The organism is Nocardioides ganghwensis (genome assembly GCF_014779655.1).
In the GTDB taxonomy this organism is placed as follows: domain Bacteria; phylum Actinomycetota; class Actinomycetes; order Propionibacteriales; family Nocardioidaceae; genus Nocardioides; species Nocardioides ganghwensis.
Genome location: NZ_JACXYX010000005.1, coordinates 140,944 through 166,998, shown reverse-complemented (window position 1 = coordinate 166,998; position 26,055 = coordinate 140,944). Strand labels below are relative to the sequence as shown.

The following is a 26,055-nucleotide window of genomic DNA, read 5'->3' as shown; positions in this document are numbered from 1 at the left end:
CTCGGAGGAGCGCAGCGGAGGAGAGGAAGGCCGTGGGGTGCTTTCATGCGACCTCCTCCTGTCCCTCGACGAGGCGGAGGAAGGCCTGCTCGATGTCCCTCGCACCCGTCCGCTCGCGGATCTGCTCCGGCGACCCGTCGGCGATGATCCGCCCCTCGCGCATGAGCAGCAGCCGGTCGCTGCGCTCGGCCTCGTCCATGACGTGGCTCGACACGAGCACGGCGGCTCCGCCCTCGGCGATCCGGTGGAACAGCTCCCACAGGTCGCGGCGCAGCACCGGGTCGAGGCCGACCGTCGGCTCGTCGAGCACCAGCACGTCAGGCGTACCGAGCAGCGCCACCGCGAGGCTGACCCGGCTGCGCTGGCCGCCCGAGAGGCTGCCCACGACCTGCGAGCGGTGGTCGTCCAGCCCGACCGCCGCGACGGCCTCGTCGACCTGGCCCGGGTCGACGCCGAGGACGCGGGCGAAGAACGCGAGGTTCTCGGCCACCGTCAGGTCGTCGTAGACGCTGGCTGCCTGGGTGACGTACCCGACCCGGGTCCGCAGGGGCGGGCTCCCGGCGGGCTCGCCGAGCACCTCGACCGTCCCGGACCTCACCCGCTGCGCGCCCACCAGGCAGCGCATCAGCGTGGTCTTGCCGCACCCGCTCGGCCCGAGCAGCCCGGCGACCCCGGCCCCGATGTCCAGCGAGATGCCGGGCAGGACCTCGCGGGAGCCGCGTACGACGACCAGGTCGCGCACCTCGATGACGTTTTTCATCATGTGTTGAATTGTGCGCGCGGAGGCAGGCGGCGTCAACCCCTCGAGCGGTGCGTGACGCAGGTGCTCAGCTCCCAGGACATGTCTCGCTCACCGCTCCGCGGAGTCCCTGTGCCCGCTCGGGCGAGCGGCGGGCGTACGTCAGGGGAGGTCGCCGGTCAGGTAGTGCTGGATCACCGGACCGACCCGCCCGACCACGTCCTCGGCGGGCATGTCGGCCATCGGGGGCAGGGCGATGAGGTAGCGGGTGACGATGAGCCCGACGACCTGGCTGGCCACGAGCGGGACCCGTACGTCGGGCCGGTCCGTGACGAGCTGGGCGAGGGCCGGCCCGACGACGACCGGGATGAACCCGTCCTTGAGCAGGGTCGCGCCGTCCTCGCTGAGCACCGATCGCGCCACGGCCAGCAGCCGCACCTGGTGCTCCGGGTCGTCCCAGACCGAGAGCAGCGTGCGGACCAGGCGCTCCCCCGCGCCGTCCGACCCCTGGGCGATGACCGGTACGAGCAGCTGGCGCGGGTCGACCGGCATCTCCAGCGCGGCGAGGAAGAGGTCGTCCTTGGTGCCGAAGTAGTGGTGCACCAGGGCCGGGTCGACGCCGGCGGAGGCCGCGACGGCGCGGATCGTCGTGCCGCGGAAGCCCTTGCCGGCGAAGGACGCACGTGCGGCGGCGAGGACCTCGGCGCGGGTGTCCGGCGCGCCCGGGCGACGGCCTCGGGACGTGCGCGCCGTCACGGACGGCTCACGGGGTGGTCACTCCCAGGTGCGCCCGGGCGAACTCGAGCGACTCGGCGAGGTCGGCCTCGCGCTCGGCGCGGTCGGCGGCCCGGCGGGTGTTGATCTCGAGCACGACGTGGCCCGAGAAGCCGGTGCCCGCGAGGTGGCGCAGGAACGCGTCGGCCTGCATCACGCCACGCCCCGGCACGAGGTGCTCGTCCTTGGCCGACCCGGTGCCGTCGGTGAGGTGGATGTGGCGCAGGCTCTCGCCCATCCGCTCGGCCATCGCGATGACGTCGCTGCGTGCGATGGCGGCGTGGGAGAGGTCGATGGTGGTGTTGGCGTAGTCCTGCGAGCTGGGGTCCCAGCCGGGGAGGTACATCTCCATCCCGCGCCGCGAGGACGCCCGCCACGGGTACATGTTCTCGACCGCGAAGGCGATGCCGGTGCGGGCCTCGAGCGAGGCGATGCCCTCGACGAACCCGGCGGCGTAGTCCTTCTGCCAGCGGAACGGCGGGTGGACCACCACGACGTCGGCGCCGACCGCCTCGGCCATCTCGGCCGACCGCTCCAGCTTGCCCCAGGGGTCGGTGCCCCAGACCCGCTGGGTGAAGAGCAGGCACGGCGCGTGGACCGCGCAGATCGGCACCTGGTGGTGCTCGCTGAGCTTCTTGACGGCGTCGACCTGCTGGCTGAGCGCGTCGATGCCGACCATCACCTCGACCGCGTCGTAGCCCAGCTGCGCCGCCCAGCCGAAGGCGTGCGCCGTCGACTCGGGGTAGACCGAGGCGGACGAGAGGCCGATGAGCGGGGCGGCCATCGTCAACGCTGCCTGGTGACGACGGAGATCTGGTCGAGGCGCTCGAGGATCACGCCCTCGCGCAGGGCCCACGGGCAGATCTCGAGCTCGGACAGCTCGAAGATGTCCATGCAGGCCTCCGCGACGAGAGCGCCGGGGACGATCTGGTGCGTACGGCTCGGCGACACGCCCGGCAGGTCGGCGAGCTCCTCGGGCGACATGGCCATCAGCTTGGGGATCCAGGCCGACAGCGTCTCGAGCTCCAAGGCGCGCGGCACGAGGGGGCCGTCGCCGCTGGGTGCGGCACCGCAGATGCGCGCCAGCGAGCGGAACGTCTTGGACGTGGCCGCGGCCCGGTCCGGTGCGCCGGGACGCAGCAGGTGCCCGGCGTCACGGGCGATGTCGGCGCGGACCTGACGTCGCAGGTCGCGGACCGCCTCCTCCGACGGGGTGCCGCCTCCGAACCAGGCCCGCGCCATCCGGGCCGCGCCCAGGGGGAGCGACCACGCGACGTCGGGGGCCTCGTCGGTGCCGCCGGCGATCTCGAGCGAGCCGCCGCCGATGTCGAACACGGCCAGCCGGCCGGCCGACCACCCGAACCAGCGGCGTACGGCCAGGAAGGTCAGCCGCGCCTCGTCCTCGCCCGACAGCACCTCCAGCGTGACGCCACTGTGCTCCGCCACGTGGGCGAGCACCTCGTAGGAGTTCACGGCGTCGCGCACGGCCGAGGTCGCGAAGCCGAGCATCTCCTCGCAGCCCTTGTCCTCGGCGATCCTCGTCGCCGAGGCGCAGAAGTCGGTGAGCGCCTCGATGCCCTTCGGCGTGACCGCACCCTCGTCGTCGAGGTGCTCGGCCAGGCGCAGGGGCTGCTTGTGCGAGGACGCCGGCAACGGGGCGGCGCCGCCGTGCGCGTCCACCACCAGCAGGTGACCGGTGTTGGATCCGATGTCGAGGACGCCCAGGCGCATGATGCCCAAACTACTAGGCTCTGGGAGTGCCCGAAGTCGACCTGGTGTTCCCCCGCGCGTTCGTCGAGTTCGTCGATCCGGCCGACGAGGCCCAGGTCTTCCGCTGCGACCTGACCTGGCTCACGTCCGCCTACATGTGCATCTTCGGCCAGGGCTGCGCCGGGATCTACGCCGACGCCCCCGACGTGGGTTGCTGCACGCTCGGCGCGCACTTCGCCGACAAGGACGACGAGAAGCGCGTCGCGGGCTTCGTCGCCCAGCTGACGCCGGAGGACTGGCAGCTCCACCCCGGACGCGCCGTGAAGAAGTCCGACTGGGTCGAGACCGACGAGGACGGCGAGCGCAAGACGCTCGCCGTGGAGCTCGACGGCCAGCAGGCGTGCGTGTTCCACAACCGCACCGACTTCACCAACGCCGACGGCCACGTGGGCGCGGGCTGCGCGCTGCACGGGCTCGCGCTGCGGCAGGGGCGCAACCCGCTCGAGACCAAGCCCGACGTCTGCTGGCAGCTGCCGATCCGGCGCCAGTTCCGCTCGGTCGAGCGACAGGACGGCACGTCCTACACCGAGGTCTCCATCGGCGAGTACGACCGCCGCGGCTGGGGTCCCGGCGGCCACGACCTCGACTGGTACTGCTCGGGCAACACCGAGGCGCACGTCGCCGTGGAGCCGGTCTGGGTCACGCACGAGGCCGAGCTCGTCGAGCTGATGGGGCGCGAGGCGTACGCCGAGCTGAGCCGCCACTGCGAGGCGCACGTGCGGTCCCGTTCGGCGCTCGCGCTCCACCCGGCGGACCCGACGCACTTCTGACGCACTTTTGCCCACCGCCCACACAAAAGTCATGGCCCCACCGTTGAAAGTGGCTGTGACGTGCATTACGTTCGAGCGGTGGCCTCCCCCTCCACGTCCTCGGACTCCCCCAGCAACACGCCCGCGCCCGCGCCCGGCACGCTCGGCGTCTGGTTCGTCGGCGCGCGCGGCTCGCTCGCGACGACGGCGACCATCGGGCTCAGCGCCCTCGCGGCGCGCCTGACCGACGAGACCGGGTGCGTGACCGGCCACCCCGACCTCGACCCGCGCGGCCTCGCGCCTTGGGCCGACATCGTCGTCGGCGGCCACGACGTCGACACCGTCCCGCTCGTCAAGCAGGCAGAGCGGCTGGTCGCGGGCGGCGTGGTTCCCGCGATCCTCGCCCACCAGGTCGCGGGCGAGCTCGAGGCCACCGAGGCGCGGCTGCGCCCGGGCGTACGCGGTGGCGAGGCCGCCGACCAGCGCGCCATCGTCGAGCAGCTGGCCGACGACATCCGCGCCTTCGCCGCGGGCGTCGACCGCGTGGTCGTCATCGACGTCTCCAGCACCGAGGCGCCGCACGACGCGGGCGCCGACGCCGTCACCTGGGCCGACCTCCAGGCAGCCTGGGCAGCGGGCCGCGCGCCCCTCGCCCCCAGCTCGACCTACGCCTGCGCCGCACTGCTCGCGGGCGCGCCGTACGTCGCGTTCACGCCGAGCCCCGGCATCGACGTCCCCGCCCTGCTCGAGCTCGCCGCGGAGCGGGGGCTGCCCTACGCCGGCGGCGACGGCAAGACCGGCGAGACGCTCGTGAAGTCGGCGCTCGCCCCGATGTTCTCCACCCGGTCGCTCGCCGTGCGCTCGTGGACCTCGATCAACCTGCTCGGCGGCGGCGACGGATCGACCCTGTCGGACCCCGCGGCCCGGGCGAGCAAGACCGGCACCAAGCGCTCCGGCCTGGAGTCGATGCTCGGGCACGAGGTCCCCGGGCCGATGCACATCGACTACGTCGAGGACCTCGGCGACTGGAAGACCGCGTGGGACCACGTGCGCTTCGACGGCTTCCTCGGCACCCGGATGACCATGCAGTTCACCTGGGAGGGCTGCGACTCGACGCTCGCCGCGCCGCTCGTCCTCGACCTCGCCCGGCTCACCGGCCGCGCCGCGGCCGCTGGCGAGACCGGACCGCTGGCGGCCCTCGGCTTCTTCTTCAAGTCGCCGATGGGCTCGGAGGAGCACCGCCTCGCCCAGCAGTGGGACGCGCTGCTCGCGTGGTCGCGGGAGTGCGCCGACCGGGTGTCGTCGTGAGGCTCGGCGACCTCGTCGAGCTGACCCGCGCCCCCGCCGCTCTCTCGATCCCCGGGGACGCCTGGTCGGGCGCCGCGCACGCCACGGCCGGTCCGGGTGCGAGCCGCGGGTGGGCGATGCCGCTCGCCTCGACGTGCCTCTACTGGTCCGGGATGGCCTTCAACGACTGGTGCGACCGCCGCGTCGACGCCGAGGAGCGCCCCGAGCGCCCGATCCCGTCGGGTCGGATCGCGCCGGGTGCCGCGCTCGGGATCGCGGCCGGCCTCGGCGCCGCGGGCCTCGGCATCGCGACCCTCGTCGGCGGCCGGTCGGCGCTGGCGATCGGCGCCCCGCTCGCCGTCATGGTCGTGGCCTACGACGCGGTCGCCAAGGACGCCGCCCTCGGGCCGGTCGCGATGGCCTCCACCCGCGGGCTCGACGTGCTGCTGGGCGCCCACGCCTCCCCCGCGAGCGCCTGGCAGCCCGCCCTCGCCGTCACCGCCCACACCGCCGGCCTCACGTGGCTCAGCCGCGGCGAGGTCCACGGCACCCGACCCGCGGTCGCCGCCGCCGTCACGGCGGGCACCCTCACCGTGGCGGCCGCGACCGCGCACGTCGCCCACCACGACCGGGAGGCCGGCCGCGTCGCCCGGCTGGCCGGCGTCGGCCTGTCGGCGGCGTACGCCGTGGTCGTCGGCCGCGCCCAGGCGCGCGCCGCGCTGGACCCGACCGCGGACGCCGCGCGTACGGCCACCCGCACCGGCATCGGTGGCTTCTCGCTGCTCCAGGGCGCGTGGCTCGCCCGCCGCGGCCGGCTCGGCGCCGCGGCAGCGGTGGTCGGCGCCGGTCCCGCCTACCGCGCCCTGTCGAGGCACTGGAGCCCGACGTGAGCGCGGCAGGGCGTGGTCTGCGGCTGGGCTACGGCAGCAACGGCTTCTCCGGCCACCGGTTCCCCGACGCGTGTGCGGTGATCGCCGGGCTCGGCTACGACGGCGTCGCGCTGACCCTGGACCAGCCGCACCTCGACCCCTTCGCCGACGACGCAGCCGCCCAGACGACGCGCGCGGCCAAGGCGCTCGCCGACCACGGTCTCGCGGTCGTCATCGAGACGGGCTCGCGCTACGTCCTCGACCCGTGGCACAAGCACGAGCCCACCCTCGTCAGCGACGGCGACCGCGGCCCGCGGGTCGAGCTGCTCACCCGCGCCGTACGCATCGCCGCCGACCTCGGCGCCGAGGCGATGTCGTGCTGGTCCGGCGTCCTGCCCGAGGGGACCAGCGCCGAGGAGGGGTGGCGGCGCCTGACCGACGGCCTCGGACCGGTCCTCGACCTCGCCCACGAGCTCGGCGTCACCGTCTGCTTCGAGCCCGAGCCCGGCATGCACGTCGACACCGTCGACGAGGCCCTCGAGCTGCGCCGCCGCCTCGGCGAGCCCGACCACCTGCGCCTGACCCTCGACCTGGGCCACCTGGTGTGCAACGAGCCGCGCAGCCCCGAGGCGTCGGTCGCGCTCGCCGGCCACCTGATCGGCAACGTGCAGGTCGACGACATGGTGCGCGACGTCCACGAGCACCTCGAGCTCGGCAGCGGCACCCTCGACCTCGACGCGGTGCTGCGCGCCCTGCTCGACACCGGGTTCGCCGGCCTCGCCAGCGTCGAGCTCCCCCGCCACTCGCACGCCGCCCCGGCCGTCGCGGCCCGGCAGATGACGGCCCTGCGCGCGTCGCTGGCCCGCCTCGACGAGGAAGGAGACCGGACGTGACCGACATCCGCCCCCTCGCCGACCCCGACACCGTGCGCGCCGCCCTCGACGACGCCGCGCGCCAACGCCACGACGCGCTCACCGCGGAGGTCGCCGCCGACCCCTCGCGCCTGGGTCGTACGTTCCCCGCCGCCGCCCGGCAGACCGGCCGCGGACCGCTCCCCGGCCTCGACGGCGTGCTGCTCGAGGACGCCGTACGGGTGGGGCTGGTGCGTGCCGCCGCACAGGGCCTCGACGCCGACACCCTGCTGGCCGAGCTGCGCGAGCTCTACCGCTACGGCGACAGCGACGAGAAGAGGGCGGTCCTGCACGCCCTCGCCGGCGCGCCCGCGGAGCTCGACGGCAGCGACCTGCTGCACGACGCGCTGCGCACCAACGACACCCGGCTCGTCGCCGCCGCCATGGGCCCGCACAGCGACCGCCTCGACGACGACGCCTGGCGACAGGGCGTCCTCAAGTGCCTGTTCACCGGCGTCCCCGTCGCCGCCGTCACCGGGCTCGCCACCCGCGCCGACCGCGAGCTCGCCGAGATGGTGCAGCGCTACCGGCGCGAGCGCGAGGCGGCCGGGCGCGACGTGCCTCCCGACGTGCAGGTCGTGCTCGACGCCTGCTCCGCCTCCCCCCGTCACTCGGACCGGAAGGGCTCCTGATGCGCATCTTCGACCCGCACATCCACATGACGTCGCGCACCACCGACGACTACGAGGCGATGCACGCCGCCGGCGTACGCGCCCTCGTGGAGCCGGCGTTCTGGCTCGGGCAGCCACGCACGAACGTCGGCTCGTTCACCGACTACTTCGACGCGCTCGTCGGCTGGGAGCGGTTCCGGGCGGCACAGTTCGGCATCGCCCACCACTGCACGATCGCGCTCAACCCCAAGGAGGCCAACGACCCGCGCTGCGCCGAGGTGCTCGACGTGCTGCCGCGCTACCTCGCCAAGGACGGCGTCGTCGCGGTCGGCGAGGTCGGCTTCGACTCGATGACGGCCGCGGAGGAGAAGGCCTTCGTCCGCCAGCTCGAGCTGGCCGTGGAGTTCGAGCTCCCGGCGATGGTCCACACCCCGCACCGCGACAAGGAGCAGGGCACCCGCCGCACCCTCGAGCTGGTCGCCGACTCGGGACTGACGCCGGGCATGGTCGTGGTCGACCACCTCAACGAGGTCACCGTCGACCAGGTGGATGAGGCCGGTTGCTGGATGGGCTTCTCGATCTACCCCGACACCAAGATGGACGAGCACCGCATGGTCGCGATCCTCCGGCGCCGGGTCGAGCTGGGCCGCGGGCTCGGCCGGGTGCTGGTCAACTCCGCCGCCGACTGGGGCCGCAGCGACCCGCTCAAGACCGCGAGGACCGGTGCGGCGATGCTCGAGGCGGGCTTCACCGACGACGACGTCGACCGGGTGCTCTGGCGCAACCCGATCGAGTTCTTCGGGCAGAGCGGCCGGCTGCTGCTCGACGACGACGCCACCTCCGACGCCATCACGGATGCCACCGCGACCTTCGAGGGCAACTCGGTCCTCCGCGGCTCGCGGGACTGATCGCGATGCGGCTGCGCCACCCCGACGGCACCGTCGTCCACCTCGGCTACGGCACCAACGTGCTGCCGGCCGAGGACGTCGACGGGCTGGTCCGGCAGGTCGCGACGTACGGCGACCGCCTGCGCCGCCACCTCGACACCGACCGGGTCGGGCTCGGGATGTGGCTCCCGGCAGCGGCAGCGCGCACCCTCGCCGCCGACCTCGGTGCCGTCGAGCGGCTGCGGGAGGCGATCGACGCACACGGCGTCGAGATCGTGACGCTCAACGCCTTCCCCTACGCGGCCTTCCAGGACGAGGTCGTCAAGAAGCGCGTCTACCACCCGACGTGGGCGGAGCAGGCCCGGCTCGACTACACCCTCGACGTCGCCCGGGTGCTCGCCGCGCTGCTGCCCGACGACGCCGCACGCGGCAGCATCTCCACGCTCCCCCTCGCCTGGCGCGCGCCGTGGCTGGCCGACCGTCAGTCCCACGCCGAGCTCCACCTCAAGACCCTCGCCGAGGGCCTCGCCGGGATCGAGGCCGACACCGGCCGGACCGTACGGGTCGCCTTCGAGCCCGAGCCCGGGTGCGTGATCGAGAGAATCGCGGAGGCCGTGGAGCGGCTCGACTCCGCCGACCGCGAGCGCATCGGCGTCTGCCTCGACCTGTGCCACCTCGCCGTGGGGTTCGAGGACGCGACCGACGCGCTCGCGCTCCTCGACGCCGCCGGCCTCGACGTGGTCAAGGTGCAGCCCGCCGCCGCGCTCGTCGTCGACGACCCGGCCGACCCGGAGGCGCGCGCCGCGCTGGCGGCGTACTCCGAGGACCGCTTCCTGCACCAGGTGCGCCAGCGGGTGGGCACCCGCCTCGCCGCCCGCGACGACCTGCCCGACGCGCTCGAGGGGCGGCGCCCGCTCGACGACCGCTCGCCGTGGCGGGTGCACTTCCACGTGCCGGTGCACGCCGACCCGGCCGGCCCGCTGCGCAACAGCCGCGACGAGCTGCGCGAGTCGCTCACGGCGCTGCTCGGCGGCGACGCCGCGCGCACCGACCACCTCGAGGTCGAGACCTACACCTGGTCCGTGCTGCCCGACGGCGCCCCGGCCGACGACCACGCGCTGGCCGCCGGGCTCGCCGCGGAGCTGCGGTGGGTGCGCGACGAGCTGGTCGGGCTCGGCCTCACCCCGCTCGACTGACCTTTCCCGGACCCTCTCGGAACCGCACAGAACAGGACCCCCGCCGTGGCGCACCCCCAGCTGCTCGTCGTCGACCTCGTCGGCCTCACGCCCGACCTGCTCGCCCACATGCCCCGGCTGCGCCGGCTGGCCGACCAGGGCTCGCAGGCCACGCTCGAGCCGGTGCTCCCGGCCGTCACCTGCTCGGTGCAGTCGACCTTCCTCACCGGGCTGCCGCCCTCCGGGCACGGCGCCGTCGGCAACGGGTGGTACTTCCGCGAGCTCGGCGAGGTGTTCCTCTGGCGCCAGCACAACAGGCTCGTCGCGGGCGAGAAGGTCTGGGAGACCATCCGCCGCGAGCGCCCCGACTACACCGTCGCCAACGTCTGCTGGTGGTACGCCATGGGCGCGACGACCGACTGGACGGTCACGCCGCGGCCCATCTACTACGCCGACGGCAAGAAGGCGCCCGACTGCTACACCCGCCCGCCCGAGCTCCACGACGAGCTCGTCGGCGAGCTGGGCGAGTTCCCGCTCTTCACCTACTGGGGCCCGACCGCCGCGATCACCTCGAGCGAGTGGATCATCGCGGCCACCCGCCGGCTGATGCCCCGCGCCGACCTCACCCTCTGCTACGTCCCGCACCTCGACTACGACCTCCAGCGCTTCGGCCCCGAGTCCCCCGAGGCCGCGCAGGCCGCGCGCGACGTCGACACCGCCCTCGCCCCGCTGCTCGACGACGCCGAGCGGAGCGGCGTCACCGTGCTGGTGCTCTCGGAGTACGGCATCACCGCCGCCGACCAGCCGGTCGACGTCAACCGGATGCTGCGCCGCAACGGCCTGCTCGAGGTCTACACGCAGGACGGCATGGAGTACCTCGACCCGTGGACCTCGCGTGCGTTCGCGGTCGCCGACCACCAGGTCGCCCACGTCTACGTCGACGACCCCGCCGACCTCGAGGCCGTACGTGCGCTGTGCACCGACCTGCCGGGCGTGGACCAGGTGCTCGACCGCGCGGGCCAGGCGGCGTACGGACTCGACCACGAGCGGTCCGGCGACCTGGTGCTCGTCGCCGGCGAGACCGCGTGGTTCACCTACTACTACTGGCTCGACGACGCGCGGGCACCCGACTTCGCGCGTGGCGTGGAGATCCACCGCAAGCCCGGCTACGACCCGGCCGAGCTGTTCTTCGACCCCGAGGACCGGGCGGTGAAGCTCAAGGCGGGCCTGACGCTGGCGAGGAAGATGGTGGGCCTGAGGTACGCGATGAAGGTCGTGCCGCTGGACCCCTCCCCCGTGCGCGGCACCCACGGACGGCTCCCCAAGGAACCAGCCGCCGGCCCCATGCTGGTCTGCAGCACACCGGGAGCCGTCGCCGGATCCGTGGCCGCCACGGACGTCCGCGACCTGCTGCTCCGCCTCTCCGGCACCTCTTGACATCAAGAGACCCCGACCCCGGTGTCAGGGCCGCCATGCGGTCGGACCAGAATCTGGTCATGCGCCTGGACCACGTCAGCTTCGCCGCAGGACCTGATGGACTCGCCAGCACCGCCCAGCGCATCGGGGGGCTGCTCGGCACCGACTTCGTCGACGGAGGCATCCATCCCCGCTTCGGCACCCGCAACATGACCCTGCCCCTGGCCGGCGACATCTACATGGAGATCGTCGAGGTCCTCGACCACCCGGCCAGCGACAAGGCCCCCTTCGGCCAGGCCGTCCGCGCCCGCTCCGCCCTCGGCGGCGGGTGGCTCGGCTGGGTCGTCTCGGTCGACGACATCGCGCCGATCGAGTCCCGCCTGGGCCGCGAGGCCGTCAAGGGCAACCGGCACCGCCCCGACGGCACCGAGCTGCTGTGGCAGCAGATCGGCGTCAACGGCCTGATCTCCGACCCGCAGCTGCCGTTCTTCATCCAGTGGCAGTCCCCGGCCGAGCTGCACCCCAGCAACGGCGCCAGCGGCGACTTCTCGCTGGCCTGCCTCGAGATCGCCGGCGACCCCCAGCGCGTCAGCGAGTGGCTCGGCGAGACCGTCGAGGCGCCGCTGGAGGACGTGAAGGTCGAGTGGGTCGCCCCCAACGGCACCCCCGGCATCGTGGCGGTCCAGCTGCAGACCCCCAACGGGCTCGTGAGGATTTGAGGGCTCGCCCCTCCCCCAACATCTGGAACACCCCCGAGCTCTACGAGCTCGAGAACCGCGCCGCCGACCCCCACGGACGCATCACCGCCGCGATGCGGGAGCTCGGCGACTGGTCCGGGCGCACCGTGCTCGACGTCGGCTGCGGCACCGGGTTCCACCTCCCGCTCTGGGCGGAGTCCGCGGCGCAGGTCGTCGGGGTCGAACCCCACCCCCCGCTGGTGTCGCTGGCGAAGCGGCGCACGAAGCGGCTCGGCAACGTCACCGTGCTCACGGGCATGGCCGAGTCGCTGCCCGTGCCCGACGCGTCGGTGGACGTCGTGCACGCCCGATGGGCCTACTTCTTCGGGCCGGGGGCCGAGCCCGGCCTGCGCGAGCTCGACCGGGTCGTACGCCGGGGCGGGACGGCGTTCGTCATCGACAACGACCCGACCCGCTCCACCTTCGGAGGCTGGTTCCGCCGCGGCTTCCCCGAGGTCGACCCCGACGCCGTCGAGCGCTTCTGGTCGATGCACGGCTGGCAGCGGCGCCCGATCGACATGGGGTGGTCGTTCGCCACGCGCGAGGACCTCGAGTCCGTCGTACGGATCGAGCTGCCACCCGAGGCCGCCGAGGAGGCCCTCGCCTCGCACGCAGGCACCGAGGTCGACTACGCCGTCAACCTGTGGTGGCGCGGGTTCTAGCTGGAATCGCGGATCGCGAGCGTCGGCTCGAGCAGGACGCCCCGCGTCTCGACGGGCTGGTGCGAGAGCAGCGCGCGCAGGGTGCGCACGATCTCGACCGCCACGTCCTCCAGGGGCTGGCGTACGGACGTGAGGCCCACCGGGTAGACCTGGGCCACCTGGGAGTCGTCGAAGCCGACCACCGCGATGTCCTTGCCGGGCGCGAGCTGGCGGATCCAGAGCGTGTGCAGCACGCCCATCGCGAGGGTGTCGGACGCGCACACGAACGCAGTGGGGGCGGATTCGTCGAGCAGGACGGCCGCGGCCTCGGCGCCGCTGTGCACGACGTCCTCGACGCGGGAGGCGAGGCCGGTCGTGGACAGGCCGTTGGCGTGCATCGTGCGGACCCATCCCGAGCGGCGGTCCTCACCGATCGGGGAGTCCTTGCGCCAGCCGATCCACGCGATGCGCGTGTGGCCGCGATCGATGAGGTGCTGGGTGGCGAGCGCGATGCCGGCGGCCCCGTCGACGTCGACCCAGACGTGACGCGCCCCGTCGTCGTCCCACGGGCGGCCGAACGCGACGAACGGCGCGCGCTGCTGGCTCAGCCACGCGGCCTGGGGGTTGCCGAGGTAGGTGTCGGTGACGACGAAGGCGTCCACTGCCGTCGAGCGGAGCAGGTTGTCGTAGCCGCCGATGGGGTCCTCGTCGTCGCCCGGGAAGAGCAGGACGTGGTAGCCGACCTCCTCGCTTGCCTCGACCAGCGAGTGCACGAAGCGGTCCATCGCGGCGTTGGCCGTGCCCTCCTGCGCGGGCGCGAACCGCAGCCCGATCAGGGACGACGTACGGGTGCGGAGGTTGCGGGCAGCGCGGTTGGGCGAGTAGCCGAGCTCGGCGATCGTCTGGCGGACCCGCTCGAGGGTGTCGGGGCGCAGCAGGTCGGGGTTGTTGACCGCGTTGGACACGGTCTGCCGCGAGACGCCGGCGCGCTCGGCGACGTCGGCGAGGGTGGGCGGCGTCACGGGCAACGTGCCGCCCGACCTGTGCTCGCTGCGTGCCATGACCCACTCCCCCTCGATCGCCCTAGATCGATCCAATCAAGGTGAGCATAAGCCCCGACGCGCGCTCGACACGCCCGCCCAACGGGTGAAGGGCCCTTGCGAGTATGAGTCGCAAGGGCCCTTCAGTGACCGGATCGTGTGACGACCTCCGGTCGACGGCTCGTCTCCGATGGTCCCCGCGCCTGCGTCACCCAGTCGCGGCGGCCGGTCCGCCGAAGCATCCCAGCCGGGTGGACCCTCGTCCCCGAGCTGCCCCGCGGCCCGTTGCCGGGCTGCGTGGGAGAAGTTCTACGCGGTCGTACGAGTCGCGCGCAAGGGGTTCCACCAGTCGATCTGCTCCTCCACGTCCCGTCCACCGGTCGCGGGCGTCCGTCCCCAGCCGTGGGGTCCTTCGTCCACAGGATCCGGGCGTGATCCACAGCCTGCGGACCCGCCTGTGGAGACGTGGTCCGGACCGGGCGCGCCGGGGCGCGGGTGTCGGTGGGCTCACCTAGCGTTGCCTCCATGTCGACGAAGACCGCCCGGACCCGCTCCTCCTACCGGTGCACCGAGTGCGGGTGGGAGACGGCCAAGTGGGTCGGCCGGTGCGGGGAGTGCCAGGCGTGGGGCTCGGTCGTCGAGGCCGGCGCGCCGACCCTGCGCGCCGCCGCCGGGCCCGTGTCGACCCCGGCCGTGCCGATCGGCCAGGTGGCGATCACCGAGTCCGTCGCCCGCACGAGCGGCGTGCCCGAGCTCGACCGCGTCCTCGGCGGTGGGCTGGTGCCGGGGGCCGCGATCCTGCTCGCCGGCGAGCCCGGCGTCGGCAAGAGCACGCTGCTGCTCGAGGTGGCCGCCCAGACCGCCCGGACCCGCCAGCGCACCCTCTACGTCACCGGCGAGGAGTCCGCGGCCCAGGTGCGCCTGCGCGCCGACCGCACGGGCGGCGTGCACGACGAGCTGTTCCTCGCGGCGGAGACCGACCTCGGGGCCGTGCTGACCCACATCGAGGACGTGCGCCCCACGCTGCTGGTCGTCGACTCCGTGCAGACCATCGGCGCCTCCGGCATCGACGGGGTGCCGGGCGGGGTGACGCAGGTCAAGGAGGTCGCCGCCGCGCTCATCCGCGTCGCCAAGACCCGCAACATCACCACGATGATCGTCGGCCACGTCACCAAGGACGGCTCGATCGCCGGCCCGCGGGTGCTCGAGCACCTCGTCGACGTGGTCCTCCACTTCGAGGGCGACCGCAACTCCCGATTCCGGATGGTCCGCGCGATGAAGAACCGCTACGGCCCGGTCGACGAGGTCGGGTGCTTCGACCTGTCCTCCGAGGGCATCCAGGCCGTCACCGACCCGACCGGCCTCTTCGTCGAGCACCACACCCAGGACGTCTCCGGCACCTGCGTGGCGGTCACCATGGAGGGCCGGCGCCCGCTGCTCGCCGAGGTGCAGGCGCTGCTGACGCCCTCACCACTGGAGCGCCCGCGCCGTACCGTCTCGGGCGTCGAGACGTCGCGCGTCGACATGGTGCTCGCGGTGCTCCAGCGCCACGCCGGCCTCCGCATCGCCGGCAGCGACACCTTCGTGGCGACCGTCGGCGGCGCCAAGCTGCACGACCCGGCGGCCGACCTCGCCATCGCCGTGGCCGTCGCCAGCTCCCACCTCGGCGTCCCGCCGCCGCGCGGAGCGGTGGCGATCGGCGAGATCGGCCTCGCCGGTGAGCTCCGCCGGGTCCGCGACCTGCCGCAACGCATCGCCGAGGCGTCCCGGCTCGGCTTCAAGGTGGCCGTGGTCCCCCGCGGCCGGGCGCTGCCCAGCGAGCGCGGGATCCCGACGCGCCGCATGGTCGACGGCCTGCGCGTGGTCGAGGTCGACGACGTGGTCGGGGCCCTGCTCACGCTCGACCTGACGCCACCGCTCTAGACGCCGCGCCCCCGCAGGTCACGGCTTGCTCACGAAATCGGCGCGGTGGCGCGACTCGCCCCTACACTTCACCGGGGCGCACGGGGTCGCCCCACGGAGGGCAGGTGGAGGGACCGGTGGCAGAGCGCATCGACGAGCAGCTGCGGCTGCGCGCGACCCTGGCCTCGATCGCACCGGGCACCCCGCTGCGTGACGGGCTCGAACGGATCCTGCGCGGGCGTACGGGCGCGTTGATCGTGCTCGGCCAGGACAAGACGGTCGAGTCGATCGCGACCGGCGGCTTCACCCTCGACGTGCCGTTCACCGCCACCGGCCTGCGCGAGCTGGCCAAGATGGACGGCGCGATCATCCTCGACAAGGACATCACCCGGGTCCACCGCGCGGCGGTCCACCTGATGCCCGACCACACGATCCCCTCCGAGGAGACCGGCACCCGGCACCGGACGGCGGAGCGGGTGGCCAAGCAGACCGGCCACCCGGTCATCTCGGTGTCGCAGTCGATGCAGATCATCGCGGCCTACGTCGGCGAGATCCGCCACGTCCTCGAGGACTCCGGCAAGATCCTGTCCCGCGCCAACCAGGCGCTCGCGACGCTCGAGCGCTACAAGCTCCGCCTCGACGAGGTCTCGGCCACCCTGTCCGCGCTCGAGATCGAGGACCTGGTGACCGTGCGCGACGTCGCGGTCGTCGCCCAGCGCCTCGAGATGGTCATCCGGATCGCCCGCGAGATCGAGGACTACGTCCTCGAGCTCGGCACCGACGGACGCCTGCTGTCCCTCCAGCTCGAGGAGCTCGTGACCGGCGTCGACGCCGAGCGCGAGCTGGTCGTGCGCGACTACCTCCCCGGCGGCCGACGCCGTCACGCCAGCCCCGCCTCCCACCTCGCCGAGCTCGAGGCGCTGTCGCCGACCGAGCTCGTCGACCCGGCCTCGGTGGCCCGCGCGATCGGCCTCGGCGGCGCCGAGCACCTCGACGCGGCCGTGGCCCCCCGCGGCTACCGCCTGCTCGCCAAGGTCCCGCGCCTGCCGGCCGCCGTCGTCGACCGCCTCGTCGATCACTTCGGCGGGCTCCAGCAGCTGCTCTCCGCCGGCATCGACGACCTCCAGGCCGTCGAGGGCGTCGGCGAGCTGCGCGCGCGGAGCGTACGCGAGGGGCTGTCCCGCCTCGCCGAGTCGAGCATCACCGAGCGCTACATCTGAGCCGGCCAGCGGCGGCCGAGGAACGAGGCCGTCGCGTCGGACCGGCCAGATCGAGCACGCGACACGCCCGCCAGCGGTGGCCCACCCACATGGCCCTGCGCGGGAATGTGGCTGTGGCACCGCCCACCAGCGCGGCGTACGCCGACACGCCCGCCAGCGGTGGCCCACCCACGTGCCGAGTGCCCCGCATGTCGCTCACGCACCGCCCACCCGAGCAGCGGCGGACCGGCCCCTACTCCAGCAGCAGCACGCCGATCGCGGACACGAGGTTGAGCAGCACGAAGCCGCCCGCCACGACCACGGCGACGACCATCGGGTAGCGGCCGCGGGGTTCGCCGAGCCGCATCGCGCGGCGCCCGTAGTGCACCGCCAGCACGGCCGGCAGCACGAACACGACCAGCGCCGGGACCGCGGCGAGCACCATGACCCACCACTCGGCGTCCTCGGAGCCGCCCGACGGGTGCCCCAGCGCGGAGGCGATGCCCTCGCCGATGACGAAGGCGAGGGGGAAGGTCACCACGAAGCCGAGCAGCGACCACCAGGCCCGGGACAGGGACCTCCGGGCGTCCGGCCCGGTGCGTACGTCGGTCGACATCTCCCTCACCCCAACGCGACCACGAGGGCCACGAGGGCCACCGCGCCGACCAGGGCGAGGGCGACCCCGACCTCGGCCAGGCGCTGCCGGTCCCCGTCCCGCGACCAGTAGTAGCCGATCGGCACACCGGCCAGGCCGACCGGGAGCCACACCAGCCCGACGACGCGCGCCCAGTCGGGCGGGTTCACCCCGTCGGCGAGGCTGAGCACGTACGCGTACGCGACGGCCAGCGTGAACAGCACCCCCAGCACCAGGGTGACGGGTCCGGCGACACTCGCGCCGGGAAGGACGCCGCGCCTCTCGAGGGTCCTCATGACACACCTCCTCGGACACGACCAGCATCCCGCGCGGACGCGGGGAGGGGCAGGGCCGAAGGGCCTGACTACGGCACTCAGCCGGCGGAGTTGCCCGCGCCGTCCTCACCGGGCGTGTGCGAGGTGTCCGTGTCCTTGTCCCGGTTCTTCTTGCCGCCCTGCTGCTGCGGCTCGGCGGTCTGGGTGATCACCTCGGGCTGCCGACCGACCAGCTCGAACTGGACGTCGGTGCCCTGTCCGCCCAGGGCGGCGGCCTGCACGTGGTAGAAGCCGACCCTCGCCCAGTCGGTCCACCTCGTGCATCCCTCGTCGGAGCGGCGCGCCGACCACGTGACGACGACGGGCGCGTCGACGGCCTGCCGGACCACGACGTCCTGCGGGGGGATGGACGCGGGGCACTCCCGGCTGCTCCAGATGTAGTCGCTGCCGGACGTGATGGTCACGGTCATCGTCTCCGGCGACGCCTGCCACGTGCAGGCCTCGGTGACGACGGTGCGCAGGTTGATCGTGATCGGGATGTCGGCGCCACCGGCGGCCGACGCGATCGCCGGGGTGGCGACGATGTCGGACGGCTCGCACGGCCCTGACGGCTCGGCCAGGACCGGCTCCGGCGGAACGGTCTCCTGCGGGACCTGGTCGCGCTTCCTGCCCTTCTTGCCCTTCTTGCCCTTGCCGGGCGCCACCTGCGAGGTCGGCCCCGCGACCGGGGCCGGGGTGGTCTCGACCGTGGCACCCGCCTGCGTGGCGGTCCCGCCCCCGCCGTCCCTGGCGTCGGACGAGCCGCCGAGCACGCGCGCGAGCACGACGACGAGCAGCAGCGGGATGCCGATGACCACGAGGCGCCGGGTCCAGTAGACCCGGGCCGGCAGCGGCCCGCGAGGTCGTACGGTCGTCGCCATGGGGTCAGGCTAGGCAGCGAGCGGCCCGTCTCTGCGGAGGCGCACCGGCTCACCTACGATCGCGGGCGATGGACGCCCCCGAGACCCGTGCGCTGCACGACGCCGTGCTCGACTGGTACGACACCCACGCGCGCGAGCTGCCCTGGCGCGGGGAGGCCGCGACGCCCTGGTCGGTGATGGTCAGCGAGTTCATGCTCCAGCAGACTCCCGTCGTCCGGGTGCTCCCGGTGCACGCGGCCTGGCTGGAGCGCTGGCCCGCGCCCGCCGACCTGGCCGCGGACACCACCGGCGAGGCCGTACGCATGTGGGGCCGGCTCGGCTACCCGCGCCGCGCCCTGCGGCTGCACGCCGCCGCCGTGGCGATCGTCGAGCGGCACGACGGAGAGGTGCCCCGCTCGTACGACGACCTGGTCGCGCTGCCCGGCGTCGGGGACTACACCGCCTCCGCCGTCGCCAGCTTCGCCTTCGGCCAGCGGCACGTCGTCCTCGACACCAACGTCCGGCGGGTCCTGGTGCGCGCGGTCTCCGGCCGGGAGCTCCCCGCGCCGGCCGTCACCCGCGCCGAGCGCGACGTGGCGACCGCGCTGCTCCCCGCCGACGAGCCCACGGCAGCCACGTGGGCCGTCGCGACGATGGAGCTCGGCGCGCTCGTGTGCACCGCGCGCCGGCCGGCGTGCGACGCCTGCCCGATCGCGACGGAGTGCAGGTGGCGAGCGGCCGGCTTCCCGGCGTACGACGGCCCGCCCCGGCGCGGCCAGGCGTGGGACGGCACCGACCGGCAGTGCCGCGGACGCATCATGGCGCTGGCGCGCGAGGGCGACTCGGTCTCGGCCGACCAGGTCGCGGCGGCGTGGCCGGCCACGGACCAGCGCGAGCGGTGCCTGACCGGCCTGGTCGCCGACGGGCTCCTGACGCAGGTCACCCCGGGGCGCTGGGCGCTCCCGGGGTGATCTGCTGACGACCTGCGTCGATCAGGCCTCGCTGCTCAGGACTCGTTGGCCTTCGGCACGTCCGTCGGGCCGGCCGAGTCGTCCGGACCGTCGCCGACCGGACCCTCGACCACCGTCTCGAGCGGCGGCATGTCGGGGACGGCGGAGTTCTTCTGGCCGCGGAAGGTGAACTTCGCCTCCACGCCCTCGCCCTCGACGTCCACCAGCACGATCTGGCCGGGGCCGACCTCGCCGAAGAGCATCTTCTCGGCGAGCACGTCCTCGATCTCGCGCTGCACCGTGCGGCGCAGCGGTCGGGCACCGAGGACCGGGTCGAAGCCGCGCTCGGCCAGCAGGTCCTTGGCGGGCTGCGTGAGCTCGAGCGACATGTCGCGGTCCTTGAGCCGCAGCTCGACGGCGTCGATCATGTTGTCCACCATCGCGATGATCTGCTCGCGCGACAGCGGCGGGAAGACCACGATCTCGTCGACACGGTTGAGGAACTCGGGGCGGAAGTGCTGCTTGAGCTCCTCCGACACCTTGCTCTTCATCCGCTCGTAGGAGCCCGCGGCATCGCCGGTCTGGCCGAAGCCGAGGTTGACGCTCTTGGAGATGTCGCGCGTGCCGAGGTTGGTGGTCATGATGATGACGGTGTTCTTGAAGTCGACGACGCGACCCTGGGAATCCGTCAGGCGACCCTCCTCGAGGATCTGCAGCAGGCTGTTGAAGATGTCGGGGTGCGCCTTCTCGACCTCGTCGAAGAGCACCACGCTGAACGGCTTGCGGCGCACCTTCTCGGTGAGCTGGCCGCCCTCCTCGTAGCCGACGTAGCCGGGAGGCGAGCCGAACAGGCGCGACACCGTGTGCTTCTCGGAGAACTCGCTCATGTCGAGCTGGATCAGCGCGTCCTCGTCGCCGAAGAGGAACTCGGCGAGCGTCTTGGACAGCCACGTCTTGCCGACGCCGGAGGGGCCGGCGAAGATGAACGAGCCGCCGGGGCGCTTGGGGTCCTTGAGCCCGGCACGCGTACGACGGATCGCGCGGCTGAGGGCCTTGACGGCCTCCTCCTGCCCGATGACGCGCTTGTGCAGCTCGTCCTCCATCTTGAGCAGGCGGGTGGACTCCTCCTCGGAGAGCTTGACGATCGGGATGCCCGTGGCGACGGCCAGAACCTCGGCGATCAGCTCCTCGTCGACCTCGGCGATCTCGTCGAGGTCACCGGCGCGCCACTGCTTCTCGCGCTCGGCACGGCGGGCGGAGAGCTGCTTCTCCTCGTCGCGCAGCCGTGCCGCGGCCTCGAAGTCCTGCCCGTCGATCGCCGCCTCCTTGCGCTGGCGCACGTCGGCGATCTTCTCGTCGTACTCGCGCAGGTCCGGCGGTGCGGTCATCCGGCGGATGCGCAGTCGCGAGCCCGCCTCGTCGATGAGGTCGATCGCCTTGTCCGGCAGGAACCGGTCGGAGATGTAGCGGTCGGCCAGCGTCGCGGCGGAGACCAGGGCCTCGTCGGTGATGGTGACGCGGTGGTGCGCCTCGTAGCGGTCGCGCAGGCCCTTGAGCATCTCGATGGTGTGCGCGATCGAGGGCTCCTGCACCTGGATCGGCTGGAAGCGGCGCTCGAGCGCGGCGTCCTTCTCGAGGTACTTGCGGTACTCGTCGAGCGTGGTGGCACCGATGGTCTGCAGCTCGCCGCGGGCCAGCATCGGCTTGAGGATGCTGGCGGCGTCGATCGCGCCCTCGGCCGCACCGGCACCGACGAGGGTGTGGATCTCGTCGATGAACAGCACGATGTCGCCGCGGGTGCGGATCTCCTTGAGCACCTTCTTGAGGCGCTCCTCGAAGTCACCGCGGTAGCGCGACCCGGCGACGAGAGCGCCGAGGTCGAGCGTGTAGATCTGCTTGTCCTTCAGCGTCTCCGGCACGTTGCCCTTGACGATGTCCTGGGCGAGGCCGGCCACGATGGTGGTCTTGCCGACACCGGGCTCGCCGATGAGGACGGGGTTGTTCTTCGTACGGCGCGACAGGATCTGCATGACGCGCTCGATCTCCTGCTCACGGCCGATGACCGGGTCGAGCTTGCCCTCGCGCGCGGCCTGGGTGAGGTTCTGGCCGAACTGGTCGAGGACCAGCGAGCTGGACGGCGCCTCGCCGCCGGAACCGGAGGTCTGGGCGCCGGCCGTGGCCGACTCCTTGCCCTGGAAGCCGCTGAGCAGCTGGATGACCTGCTGGCGGACCCGGTTGAGGTCGGCGCCGAGCTTCTGCAGGACCTGGGCCGCGACGCCCTCGCCCTCCCGGATCAGGCCGAGCAGGATGTGCTCGGTGCCGATGTAGGAGTGGCCGAGCTGGAGCGCCTCGCGCAGCGAGAGCTCGAGCACCTTCTTGGCGCGCGGGGTGAAGGGGATGTGGCCGGACGGGGCCTGCTGGCCCTGGCCGATGATCTCCTCGACCTGGGCGCGCACGGCCTCCAGGGAGATGTCGAGGGACTCGAGGGCCTTGGCGGCGACGCCTTCGCCCTCGTGGATGAGGCCGAGCAGGATGTGCTCGGTCCCGATGTAGTTGTGGGAGAGCATGCGGGCCTCTTCCTGGGCCAGCACGACAACTCGCCGGGCTCGGTCGGTGAACCGCTCGAACATGTGCGCTCCTCTACGTCTGCGTGGTCCGCCTGCCTCCCGCGGGACGGGAGCGCGAACACTGGGCTCAACGCCCGACCTCAGCCTACGTGTTCCCGCCCGACTCACCAGAGCGTCCGCTCACAGCGAACGGCCCCGGCAGGTGCCGGGGCCGTTCGCGAGCGCTGTGTCGCCGGGAGACGGAGGTCAGTGGGCGGCGTCGTACGCCTGCTGGACGTCGGCGGAGATGCGACCGCGCTCCGAGACGTCCATGCCCTGGGCCTTGGCCCACTCGCGGACGTCCTTGGTGTTGGACGACGACGAACCGCCGCTCGACTTGCGGCCGCGGCGACCGCCACCGGTCACCTTGCGGGCGTGGCCGACGTAGCCGCTCATGGCCTCGCGCAGGGCGGCGGCGTTGGCGTCGTTGAGGTCGATCTCGTAGGTGGTGCCGTCGAGGCCGAAGGTCACCGTCTCGGTGGCCTCGGTGCCGTCGAGGTCGTCGACGAGAACGATGTTGACCTTTTGTGCCATGGTCGTTTCCTTTGCATTCGGCGGGCCCCGTGAATGCGATTGTGGCAGCAATTCACCACACAGCACAAAAGGACTCAGGAATTGCGCTCGAAAACGAGCCGCAATCCCTGCAGCGTCAGCCACGGAGAATGCTCGGTGAAACACGCACAATCGTCGACGAGAAGCGCGGCCAAATGGCCCGTCGAAATGACTGTGACGTCCTCGACCGGCACTCCGAGCTCGGCGATCATCCGCGCCACCAGGCCCTCGACCTGCGCCGCGACACCGAAGACCATGCCGCTCTGGAGGGCCTCGACGGTGTTCTTGGCGATCACCGAACGCGGCCGGACGAGCTCGACCTTGCGCAGCTGGGCGCCGCGGCGACCGAGCGCCTCGAGGGATGTCTCGATGCCCGGTGAGATCGCACCGCCGACGTACTGGCCCGCGCCGTTGACGACGTCGAACGTCGTGGCCGTGCCGAAGTCGACGACGATGGCCGGACCGCCGTAGAGCGTCGCGGCGGCGAGCGAGTTCACGATCCGGTCGGTGCCGACCTCGCGCGGGTTGTCCATCAGCACCGGGATCCCGGTGCGCACGCCGGGCTCGACCACGATCGAGGGGACGTCGCCGAAGTGCCGCTCCAACATCTCCCGCCACTCGTGCAGGACGGCCGGGACGGTCGCGCACACCGAGATGCCGTCGACGTCGTCGATGCGGTCGCCGAGCAGCCCGCGGATCACGATCGACCACTCGTCGGCCGTACGGCGCTCGTCGCTGTTCACACGCCAGTGGGCGGTGACCTCGTCGCCGTCGAGCAGGCCGAGGAACGTGTGGCTGTTGCCGATGTCGGCCGCGAGCAGGCTCATGGGGTGGTCAAGTCCATGCCGATGTCGAAGACCACGACCGAGTGGGTGAGCGCCCCGACCGACACGAAGTCGACGCCGGTCGCGCCGATGCGGCCGGCCCGCGCGAGGGTGATCCCGCCGCTGGCCTCGAGCGGCACGCGGCCCGCGGTGCGGCGTACGGCCTCGGTCATCAGCTCGTCGCCCATGTTGTCGAGCAGGATGCGCTCGGGCGGCTCGGGGAGCGCGAGCAGCTCGTCGAGCTGGTCGAGGGTGGTCACCTCGACCTCGACCGGCAGCCCGGCGAAGCGCCCCCGGATCGCCTCCAGTGCGGGCAGCACGCCACCGGCGGCGATGACGTGGTTGTCCTTGACCATCGCCATGTCCTGGAGGCTGGTGCGGTGGTTGACGCCGCCGCCGCAGCGCACGGCGTACTTCTGCAGCGCGCGCAGGCCGGGCAGCGTCTTGCGGGTGTCGAGCACCCGCGTGGGCGAGCCGGCCAGCGCGTCGACCCAGCGCGACGTGGCGGTGGCGATGCCGGAGAGGTGGCAGGCGAGGTTGAGGGCGGTCCGCTCGGCGACCAACATCCGCTGGGTGAGGCCGGTGACGCGCATGACGACGTCGCCCTTCTCGACCCGGGTGCCGTCGGGGAGGCGGTCGGTGATGGTGGCGTCGGCGCCGACCGCGAAGAACGCGACCGCCCCGACGCCGAGGCCCGCGACGACGCCGGGCTCGCGGGCGGCGAACACGGCTTCGCCGCGGGCGTCGTGCGCGATGGTGGAGGAGCTGGTCGGGTCGTCCATCCGGTGGTCAGGCAGGTCCTCCTCGAGCGCGCGCCCGACGACCTCCCAGACGTGTGCGGGGTCGAGCCCGGCGGCGGTCAGCTCGTCGCGCAGGTCCACGGGCACGTCGTCGAGCCTGGTCATGCCGTGGCCTCCACTGTCGAGGGGGTGGTCGAGGGGTCGGTCGAGGGGTCGGTCGAGGGGGCGTACGTCCACTCCGCCGCGACGGTGCCGTCGGCCTCGAGCCACGAGTCGACGTGGCCTGCCCTGCTGTCGTCGCGGTCGGGGAAGTCCTCACGCCAGTGCGACCCGCGGGTCTCGGTGCGCAGCGCCGCCGCCTCGGCCAGCGCGGTGCTGACCGTGAGCAGGTTGGTCGTCTCCCACGCCGCCGTCCCGACCTCGGCGTCGCCGTGGTCGAGCGAGCCGAGGACGGCGAGCGCCTCGGTGATGCCGTCGGCCTGCCGGAGCACGCCTACCCGCGAGGTCATCACGTCCTGCATCTCCGCGCGCCGCTCCCCCGACACCAGCCCCTCGCGCCGCTCGTCGGTGACGGGATCGGCCCAGGCGCGGAGCTCGCCCGGCAGCACGTCGGCGATGCGGCGGGAGAACACGAGGCCCTCGAGGAGCGAGTTGGAGGCCAGCCGGTTGGCGCCGTGGACGCCGGAGCAGGCGACCTCGCCCGTCGCGTAGAGGCCCGGCACGGACGTACGCCCCCACAGGTCGGTGGCGACGCCGCCCGAGGCGTAGTGCTGGGCCGGCGCGACCGGGATCAGCTCGGTGACCGGGTCGACGCCGTGCTCGCGGCACACCCCCAGGATGGTGGGGAAGCGCCGCGCCCAGAACTCGTCGCCCAGGTGACGCGCGTCGAGCCACATGTGCGGCTTGCCGGTCTCGATCATCCGGCGGGTGATCGCCTTGGCCACGACGTCGCGGGGTGCGAGGTCGGCCAGCTCGTGCTCGCCCTGCATGAAGCGGGCGCCGCCGAAGTCGACGAGGAACGCGCCCTCGCCACGCACCGCCTCGGAGATCAGCGGCTGCTGTCCCTGCGACTCGGGACCGAGCCACATCACCGTGGGGTGGAACTGGACGAACTCGAGGTCGCGCAGCCGGGCACCGGCACGCATCGCGAGCGCCATCCCGTCGCCCGTGGCGACGCTCGGGTTGGTGGACTGGCTGAACACCTGCCCCAGCCCACCGGAGGCGAGCACCACCGCGCGGCAGTGCACCGCGCCGACGCCGTCGTGCTGGCCCTCACCGAGGACGTGCAGGGTCAGGCCAGCCACCCCGCCGTCCGCGGCGCGGAGCAGGTCGACGGCGAGCGCGTGCTGGATGACCTCGATCTCGGGGGCGCGCTCGACCGCGGCGATGAGGGCCCGCTGGATCTCGGCGCCGGTGGCGTCACCCCCGGCGTGGGCGATGCGGTCGCGGAGGTGGCCGCCCTCGCGGGTCAGCGATAGCTCGCCGTCCGGGTGGTGGTCGAACTGGGTGCCCAGCGCGATCAGCTCACGTACTGCGTCGGGACCCTCCGTCACCAGGACGCGGACGGCCTCGACGTCGCACGCACCCGCCCCGGCGACGAGGGTGTCGTGCTCGTGCTGCCCGGGGGTGTCACCCGGTCCGAGGGCCGCGGCGATGCCGCCCTGGGCCCACTGCGTGGAGCCGGCGTTGAGCACGTCCTTGGTGACGACGAGCAGGTGGAGCGAGGGATCAGCCGCGTGGATGCGGAGCGCGGCGGTGAGCCCGGCGATGCCGGACCCGACGACCACGACGTCGGCGCGGGTGGTCCAGCCGGGAGCGGGCGCGCGGAGGCGGCCCGGGACCGGCCGGTGCGATGTCATCCGCGCAGG

The 26,055-nt window shown here is 73.2% G+C and carries 26 protein-coding genes; 13 read left to right on the top strand and 13 right to left on the bottom strand.

Features of this window, described 5'->3' with window-relative positions; all coding sequences use genetic code 11:
• Positions 1–43 precede the first annotated feature (43 nt).
• From IEZ24_RS07820 to IEZ24_RS07805, 4 genes are all read right to left on the bottom strand, one after another.
• A complete protein-coding gene (locus tag IEZ24_RS07820; RefSeq protein ID WP_129454869.1) occupies positions 44–763 on the bottom strand; it encodes an ABC transporter ATP-binding protein in 720 nt (239 codons plus the stop codon).
• A gap of 138 nt (positions 764–901) precedes the next feature.
• Positions 902–1,495, bottom strand: coding sequence for a TetR/AcrR family transcriptional regulator (locus tag IEZ24_RS07815; RefSeq protein ID WP_129454870.1), 594 nt, complete (start codon positions 1,493–1,495; stop codon positions 902–904).
• Between the two features lie 7 nt (positions 1,496–1,502).
• Positions 1,503–2,297 carry a sugar phosphate isomerase/epimerase family protein gene (locus tag IEZ24_RS07810; protein ID WP_129454871.1) on the bottom strand — a complete coding sequence of 265 codons (795 nt, stop codon included), beginning with the start codon at positions 2,295–2,297 and terminating at the stop codon, positions 1,503–1,505.
• Positions 2,298–2,299: 2 nt separating this feature from the next.
• Positions 2,300–3,244 carry a Ppx/GppA phosphatase family protein gene (locus IEZ24_RS07805; protein WP_129454872.1) on the bottom strand — a complete coding sequence of 315 codons (945 nt, stop codon included), beginning with the start codon at positions 3,242–3,244 and terminating at the stop codon, positions 2,300–2,302.
• Positions 3,245–3,270: 26 nt separating this feature from the next.
• Here IEZ24_RS07805 and IEZ24_RS07800 point away from each other — a divergent pair, with 26 nt between their 5' ends.
• The 10 genes from IEZ24_RS07800 to IEZ24_RS07755 all read left to right on the top strand — a co-directional run bounded on the left by IEZ24_RS07800 (position 3,271) and on the right by IEZ24_RS07755 (position 12,587).
• Complete coding sequence (locus IEZ24_RS07800; protein WP_129454873.1) at positions 3,271–4,053, top strand: hypothetical protein; 783 nt, start codon at positions 3,271–3,273, stop codon at positions 4,051–4,053.
• A 78-nt stretch (positions 4,054–4,131) separates the two neighbouring features.
• Entirely contained in the window at positions 4,132–5,340 is a 1,209-nt protein-coding gene (locus IEZ24_RS07795) for an inositol-3-phosphate synthase (protein ID WP_129454874.1), read from the top strand.
• Entirely contained in the window at positions 5,337–6,209 is an 873-nt protein-coding gene (locus tag IEZ24_RS07790; protein ID WP_129454875.1) for an SCO3242 family prenyltransferase, read from the top strand. The genes IEZ24_RS07795 and IEZ24_RS07790 overlap by 4 nt, the downstream gene beginning before the upstream one ends.
• A complete protein-coding gene (locus IEZ24_RS07785; RefSeq protein ID WP_242498452.1) occupies positions 6,206–7,081 on the top strand; it encodes a sugar phosphate isomerase/epimerase family protein in 876 nt (291 codons plus the stop codon). The genes IEZ24_RS07790 and IEZ24_RS07785 overlap by 4 nt, the downstream gene beginning before the upstream one ends.
• Entirely contained in the window at positions 7,078–7,731 is a 654-nt protein-coding gene (locus tag IEZ24_RS07780; protein WP_207206781.1) for an EboA domain-containing protein, read from the top strand. Before IEZ24_RS07785 ends, IEZ24_RS07780 begins: the two co-directional genes overlap by 4 nt.
• Positions 7,731–8,618, top strand: coding sequence for a TatD family hydrolase (locus IEZ24_RS07775; protein WP_129454876.1), 888 nt, complete (start codon positions 7,731–7,733; stop codon positions 8,616–8,618). The genes IEZ24_RS07780 and IEZ24_RS07775 overlap by 1 nt, the downstream gene beginning before the upstream one ends.
• Positions 8,619–8,623: 5 nt before the next feature.
• Positions 8,624–9,793: a metabolite traffic protein EboE gene (eboE, locus tag IEZ24_RS07770; RefSeq protein WP_129454877.1), complete on the top strand. Its 1,170-nt coding sequence runs from the start codon at positions 8,624–8,626 to the stop codon at positions 9,791–9,793.
• 45 nt (positions 9,794–9,838) lie between these two features.
• Positions 9,839–11,209: an alkaline phosphatase family protein gene (locus tag IEZ24_RS07765; protein ID WP_129454878.1), complete on the top strand. Its 1,371-nt coding sequence runs from the start codon at positions 9,839–9,841 to the stop codon at positions 11,207–11,209.
• Between the two features lie 59 nt (positions 11,210–11,268).
• Positions 11,269–11,907, top strand: coding sequence for a VOC family protein (locus IEZ24_RS07760; RefSeq protein WP_129454879.1), 639 nt, complete (start codon positions 11,269–11,271; stop codon positions 11,905–11,907).
• The gene (locus tag IEZ24_RS07755) at positions 11,904–12,587 is read left to right on the top strand and encodes a class I SAM-dependent methyltransferase (protein WP_224745005.1); all 684 of its coding nucleotides are present in this window, start codon (positions 11,904–11,906) and stop codon (positions 12,585–12,587) included. The genes IEZ24_RS07760 and IEZ24_RS07755 overlap by 4 nt, the downstream gene beginning before the upstream one ends.
• Here the strand turns inward: IEZ24_RS07755 and IEZ24_RS07750 are convergent.
• Positions 12,584–13,627 (bottom strand): LacI family DNA-binding transcriptional regulator, encoded by a 1,044-nt coding sequence (locus IEZ24_RS07750; protein WP_129454880.1) that lies wholly within the window; start codon positions 13,625–13,627, stop codon positions 12,584–12,586. The genes IEZ24_RS07755 and IEZ24_RS07750 overlap by 4 nt on opposite strands.
• Positions 13,628–14,131: 504 nt before the next feature.
• On the opposite strand from IEZ24_RS07750, the gene radA reads away from it, so the two are divergent.
• Both radA and disA read left to right on the top strand, forming a co-directional pair.
• The gene (gene radA, locus IEZ24_RS07745) at positions 14,132–15,529 is read left to right on the top strand and encodes a DNA repair protein RadA (RefSeq protein WP_129454881.1); all 1,398 of its coding nucleotides are present in this window, start codon (positions 14,132–14,134) and stop codon (positions 15,527–15,529) included.
• A 116-nt stretch (positions 15,530–15,645) separates the two neighbouring features.
• Positions 15,646–16,728 carry a DNA integrity scanning diadenylate cyclase DisA gene (gene disA / locus IEZ24_RS07740; protein WP_242498453.1) on the top strand — a complete coding sequence of 361 codons (1,083 nt, stop codon included), beginning with the start codon at positions 15,646–15,648 and terminating at the stop codon, positions 16,726–16,728.
• A 232-nt stretch (positions 16,729–16,960) separates the two neighbouring features.
• On the opposite strand, the gene IEZ24_RS07735 is transcribed toward disA, so the two are convergent.
• From IEZ24_RS07735 to IEZ24_RS07725, 3 genes are all read right to left on the bottom strand, one after another.
• The gene (locus IEZ24_RS07735; protein WP_129454882.1) at positions 16,961–17,323 is read right to left on the bottom strand and encodes a hypothetical protein; all 363 of its coding nucleotides are present in this window, start codon (positions 17,321–17,323) and stop codon (positions 16,961–16,963) included.
• A 5-nt stretch (positions 17,324–17,328) separates the two neighbouring features.
• Complete coding sequence (locus IEZ24_RS07730) at positions 17,329–17,637, bottom strand: hypothetical protein (protein ID WP_129454883.1); 309 nt, start codon at positions 17,635–17,637, stop codon at positions 17,329–17,331.
• A gap of 77 nt (positions 17,638–17,714) precedes the next feature.
• Complete coding sequence (locus tag IEZ24_RS07725; protein WP_129454884.1) at positions 17,715–18,536, bottom strand: hypothetical protein; 822 nt, start codon at positions 18,534–18,536, stop codon at positions 17,715–17,717.
• Positions 18,537–18,604: 68 nt separating this feature from the next.
• On the opposite strand from IEZ24_RS07725, the gene IEZ24_RS07720 reads away from it, so the two are divergent.
• Positions 18,605–19,486 (top strand): HhH-GPD family protein, encoded by an 882-nt coding sequence (locus IEZ24_RS07720; protein ID WP_129454885.1) that lies wholly within the window; start codon positions 18,605–18,607, stop codon positions 19,484–19,486.
• Positions 19,487–19,521: 35 nt separating this feature from the next.
• On the opposite strand, the gene IEZ24_RS07715 is transcribed toward IEZ24_RS07720, so the two are convergent.
• From IEZ24_RS07715 to IEZ24_RS07695, 5 genes are all read right to left on the bottom strand, one after another.
• The gene (locus tag IEZ24_RS07715; RefSeq protein ID WP_129454886.1) at positions 19,522–22,095 is read right to left on the bottom strand and encodes an ATP-dependent Clp protease ATP-binding subunit; all 2,574 of its coding nucleotides are present in this window, start codon (positions 22,093–22,095) and stop codon (positions 19,522–19,524) included.
• A gap of 183 nt (positions 22,096–22,278) precedes the next feature.
• Entirely contained in the window at positions 22,279–22,605 is a 327-nt protein-coding gene (locus IEZ24_RS07710) for a histone-like nucleoid-structuring protein Lsr2 (RefSeq protein ID WP_129454887.1), read from the bottom strand.
• 74 nt (positions 22,606–22,679) lie between these two features.
• Entirely contained in the window at positions 22,680–23,450 is a 771-nt protein-coding gene (locus IEZ24_RS07705) for a type III pantothenate kinase (RefSeq protein ID WP_129454888.1), read from the bottom strand.
• On the bottom strand, positions 23,447–24,352 hold the full coding sequence (gene nadC / locus IEZ24_RS07700) for a carboxylating nicotinate-nucleotide diphosphorylase (protein ID WP_129454889.1): 906 nt from the start codon (positions 24,350–24,352) through the stop codon (positions 23,447–23,449). Before nadC ends, IEZ24_RS07705 begins: the two co-directional genes overlap by 4 nt.
• Positions 24,349–26,046, bottom strand: coding sequence for an L-aspartate oxidase (locus IEZ24_RS07695; protein WP_129454890.1), 1,698 nt, complete (start codon positions 26,044–26,046; stop codon positions 24,349–24,351). The genes nadC and IEZ24_RS07695 overlap by 4 nt, the downstream gene beginning before the upstream one ends.
• Positions 26,047–26,055: the final 9 nt, after the last annotated feature.

Excerpts from the sequence above, each read along its gene's own strand:
- IEZ24_RS07710 (WP_129454887.1), bottom strand. The coding sequence starts at position 22,605 with ATGGCACAAAAGGTCAACATCGTTCTCGTCGACGACCTCGACGGCACC.
- nadC (WP_129454889.1), bottom strand. The coding sequence starts at position 24,352 with ATGACCAGGCTCGACGACGTGCCCGTGGACCTGCGCGACGAGCTGACC.
- IEZ24_RS07760 (WP_129454879.1), top strand. The coding sequence starts at position 11,269 with ATGCGCCTGGACCACGTCAGCTTCGCCGCAGGACCTGATGGACTCGCC.
- IEZ24_RS07715 (WP_129454886.1), bottom strand. The coding sequence starts at position 22,095 with ATGTTCGAGCGGTTCACCGACCGAGCCCGGCGAGTTGTCGTGCTGGCC.
- IEZ24_RS07730 (WP_129454883.1), bottom strand. The coding sequence starts at position 17,637 with ATGAGGACCCTCGAGAGGCGCGGCGTCCTTCCCGGCGCGAGTGTCGCC.
- IEZ24_RS07820 (WP_129454869.1), bottom strand. The coding sequence starts at position 763 with ATGATGAAAAACGTCATCGAGGTGCGCGACCTGGTCGTCGTACGCGGC.
- IEZ24_RS07735 (WP_129454882.1), bottom strand. The coding sequence starts at position 17,323 with ATGTCGACCGACGTACGCACCGGGCCGGACGCCCGGAGGTCCCTGTCC.
- IEZ24_RS07725 (WP_129454884.1), bottom strand. The coding sequence starts at position 18,536 with ATGGCGACGACCGTACGACCTCGCGGGCCGCTGCCGGCCCGGGTCTAC.
- IEZ24_RS07775 (WP_129454876.1), top strand. The coding sequence starts at position 7,731 with ATGCGCATCTTCGACCCGCACATCCACATGACGTCGCGCACCACCGAC.
- IEZ24_RS07720 (WP_129454885.1), top strand. The coding sequence starts at position 18,605 with ATGGACGCCCCCGAGACCCGTGCGCTGCACGACGCCGTGCTCGACTGG.
- IEZ24_RS07810 (WP_129454871.1), bottom strand. The coding sequence starts at position 2,297 with ATGGCCGCCCCGCTCATCGGCCTCTCGTCCGCCTCGGTCTACCCCGAG.
- IEZ24_RS07750 (WP_129454880.1), bottom strand. The coding sequence starts at position 13,627 with ATGGCACGCAGCGAGCACAGGTCGGGCGGCACGTTGCCCGTGACGCCG.
- eboE (WP_129454877.1), top strand. The coding sequence starts at position 8,624 with ATGCGGCTGCGCCACCCCGACGGCACCGTCGTCCACCTCGGCTACGGC.
- IEZ24_RS07705 (WP_129454888.1), bottom strand. The coding sequence starts at position 23,450 with ATGAGCCTGCTCGCGGCCGACATCGGCAACAGCCACACGTTCCTCGGC.
- radA (WP_129454881.1), top strand. The coding sequence starts at position 14,132 with ATGTCGACGAAGACCGCCCGGACCCGCTCCTCCTACCGGTGCACCGAG.
- IEZ24_RS07805 (WP_129454872.1), bottom strand. The coding sequence starts at position 3,244 with ATGCGCCTGGGCGTCCTCGACATCGGATCCAACACCGGTCACCTGCTG.
- IEZ24_RS07695 (WP_129454890.1), bottom strand. The coding sequence starts at position 26,046 with ATGACATCGCACCGGCCGGTCCCGGGCCGCCTCCGCGCGCCCGCTCCC.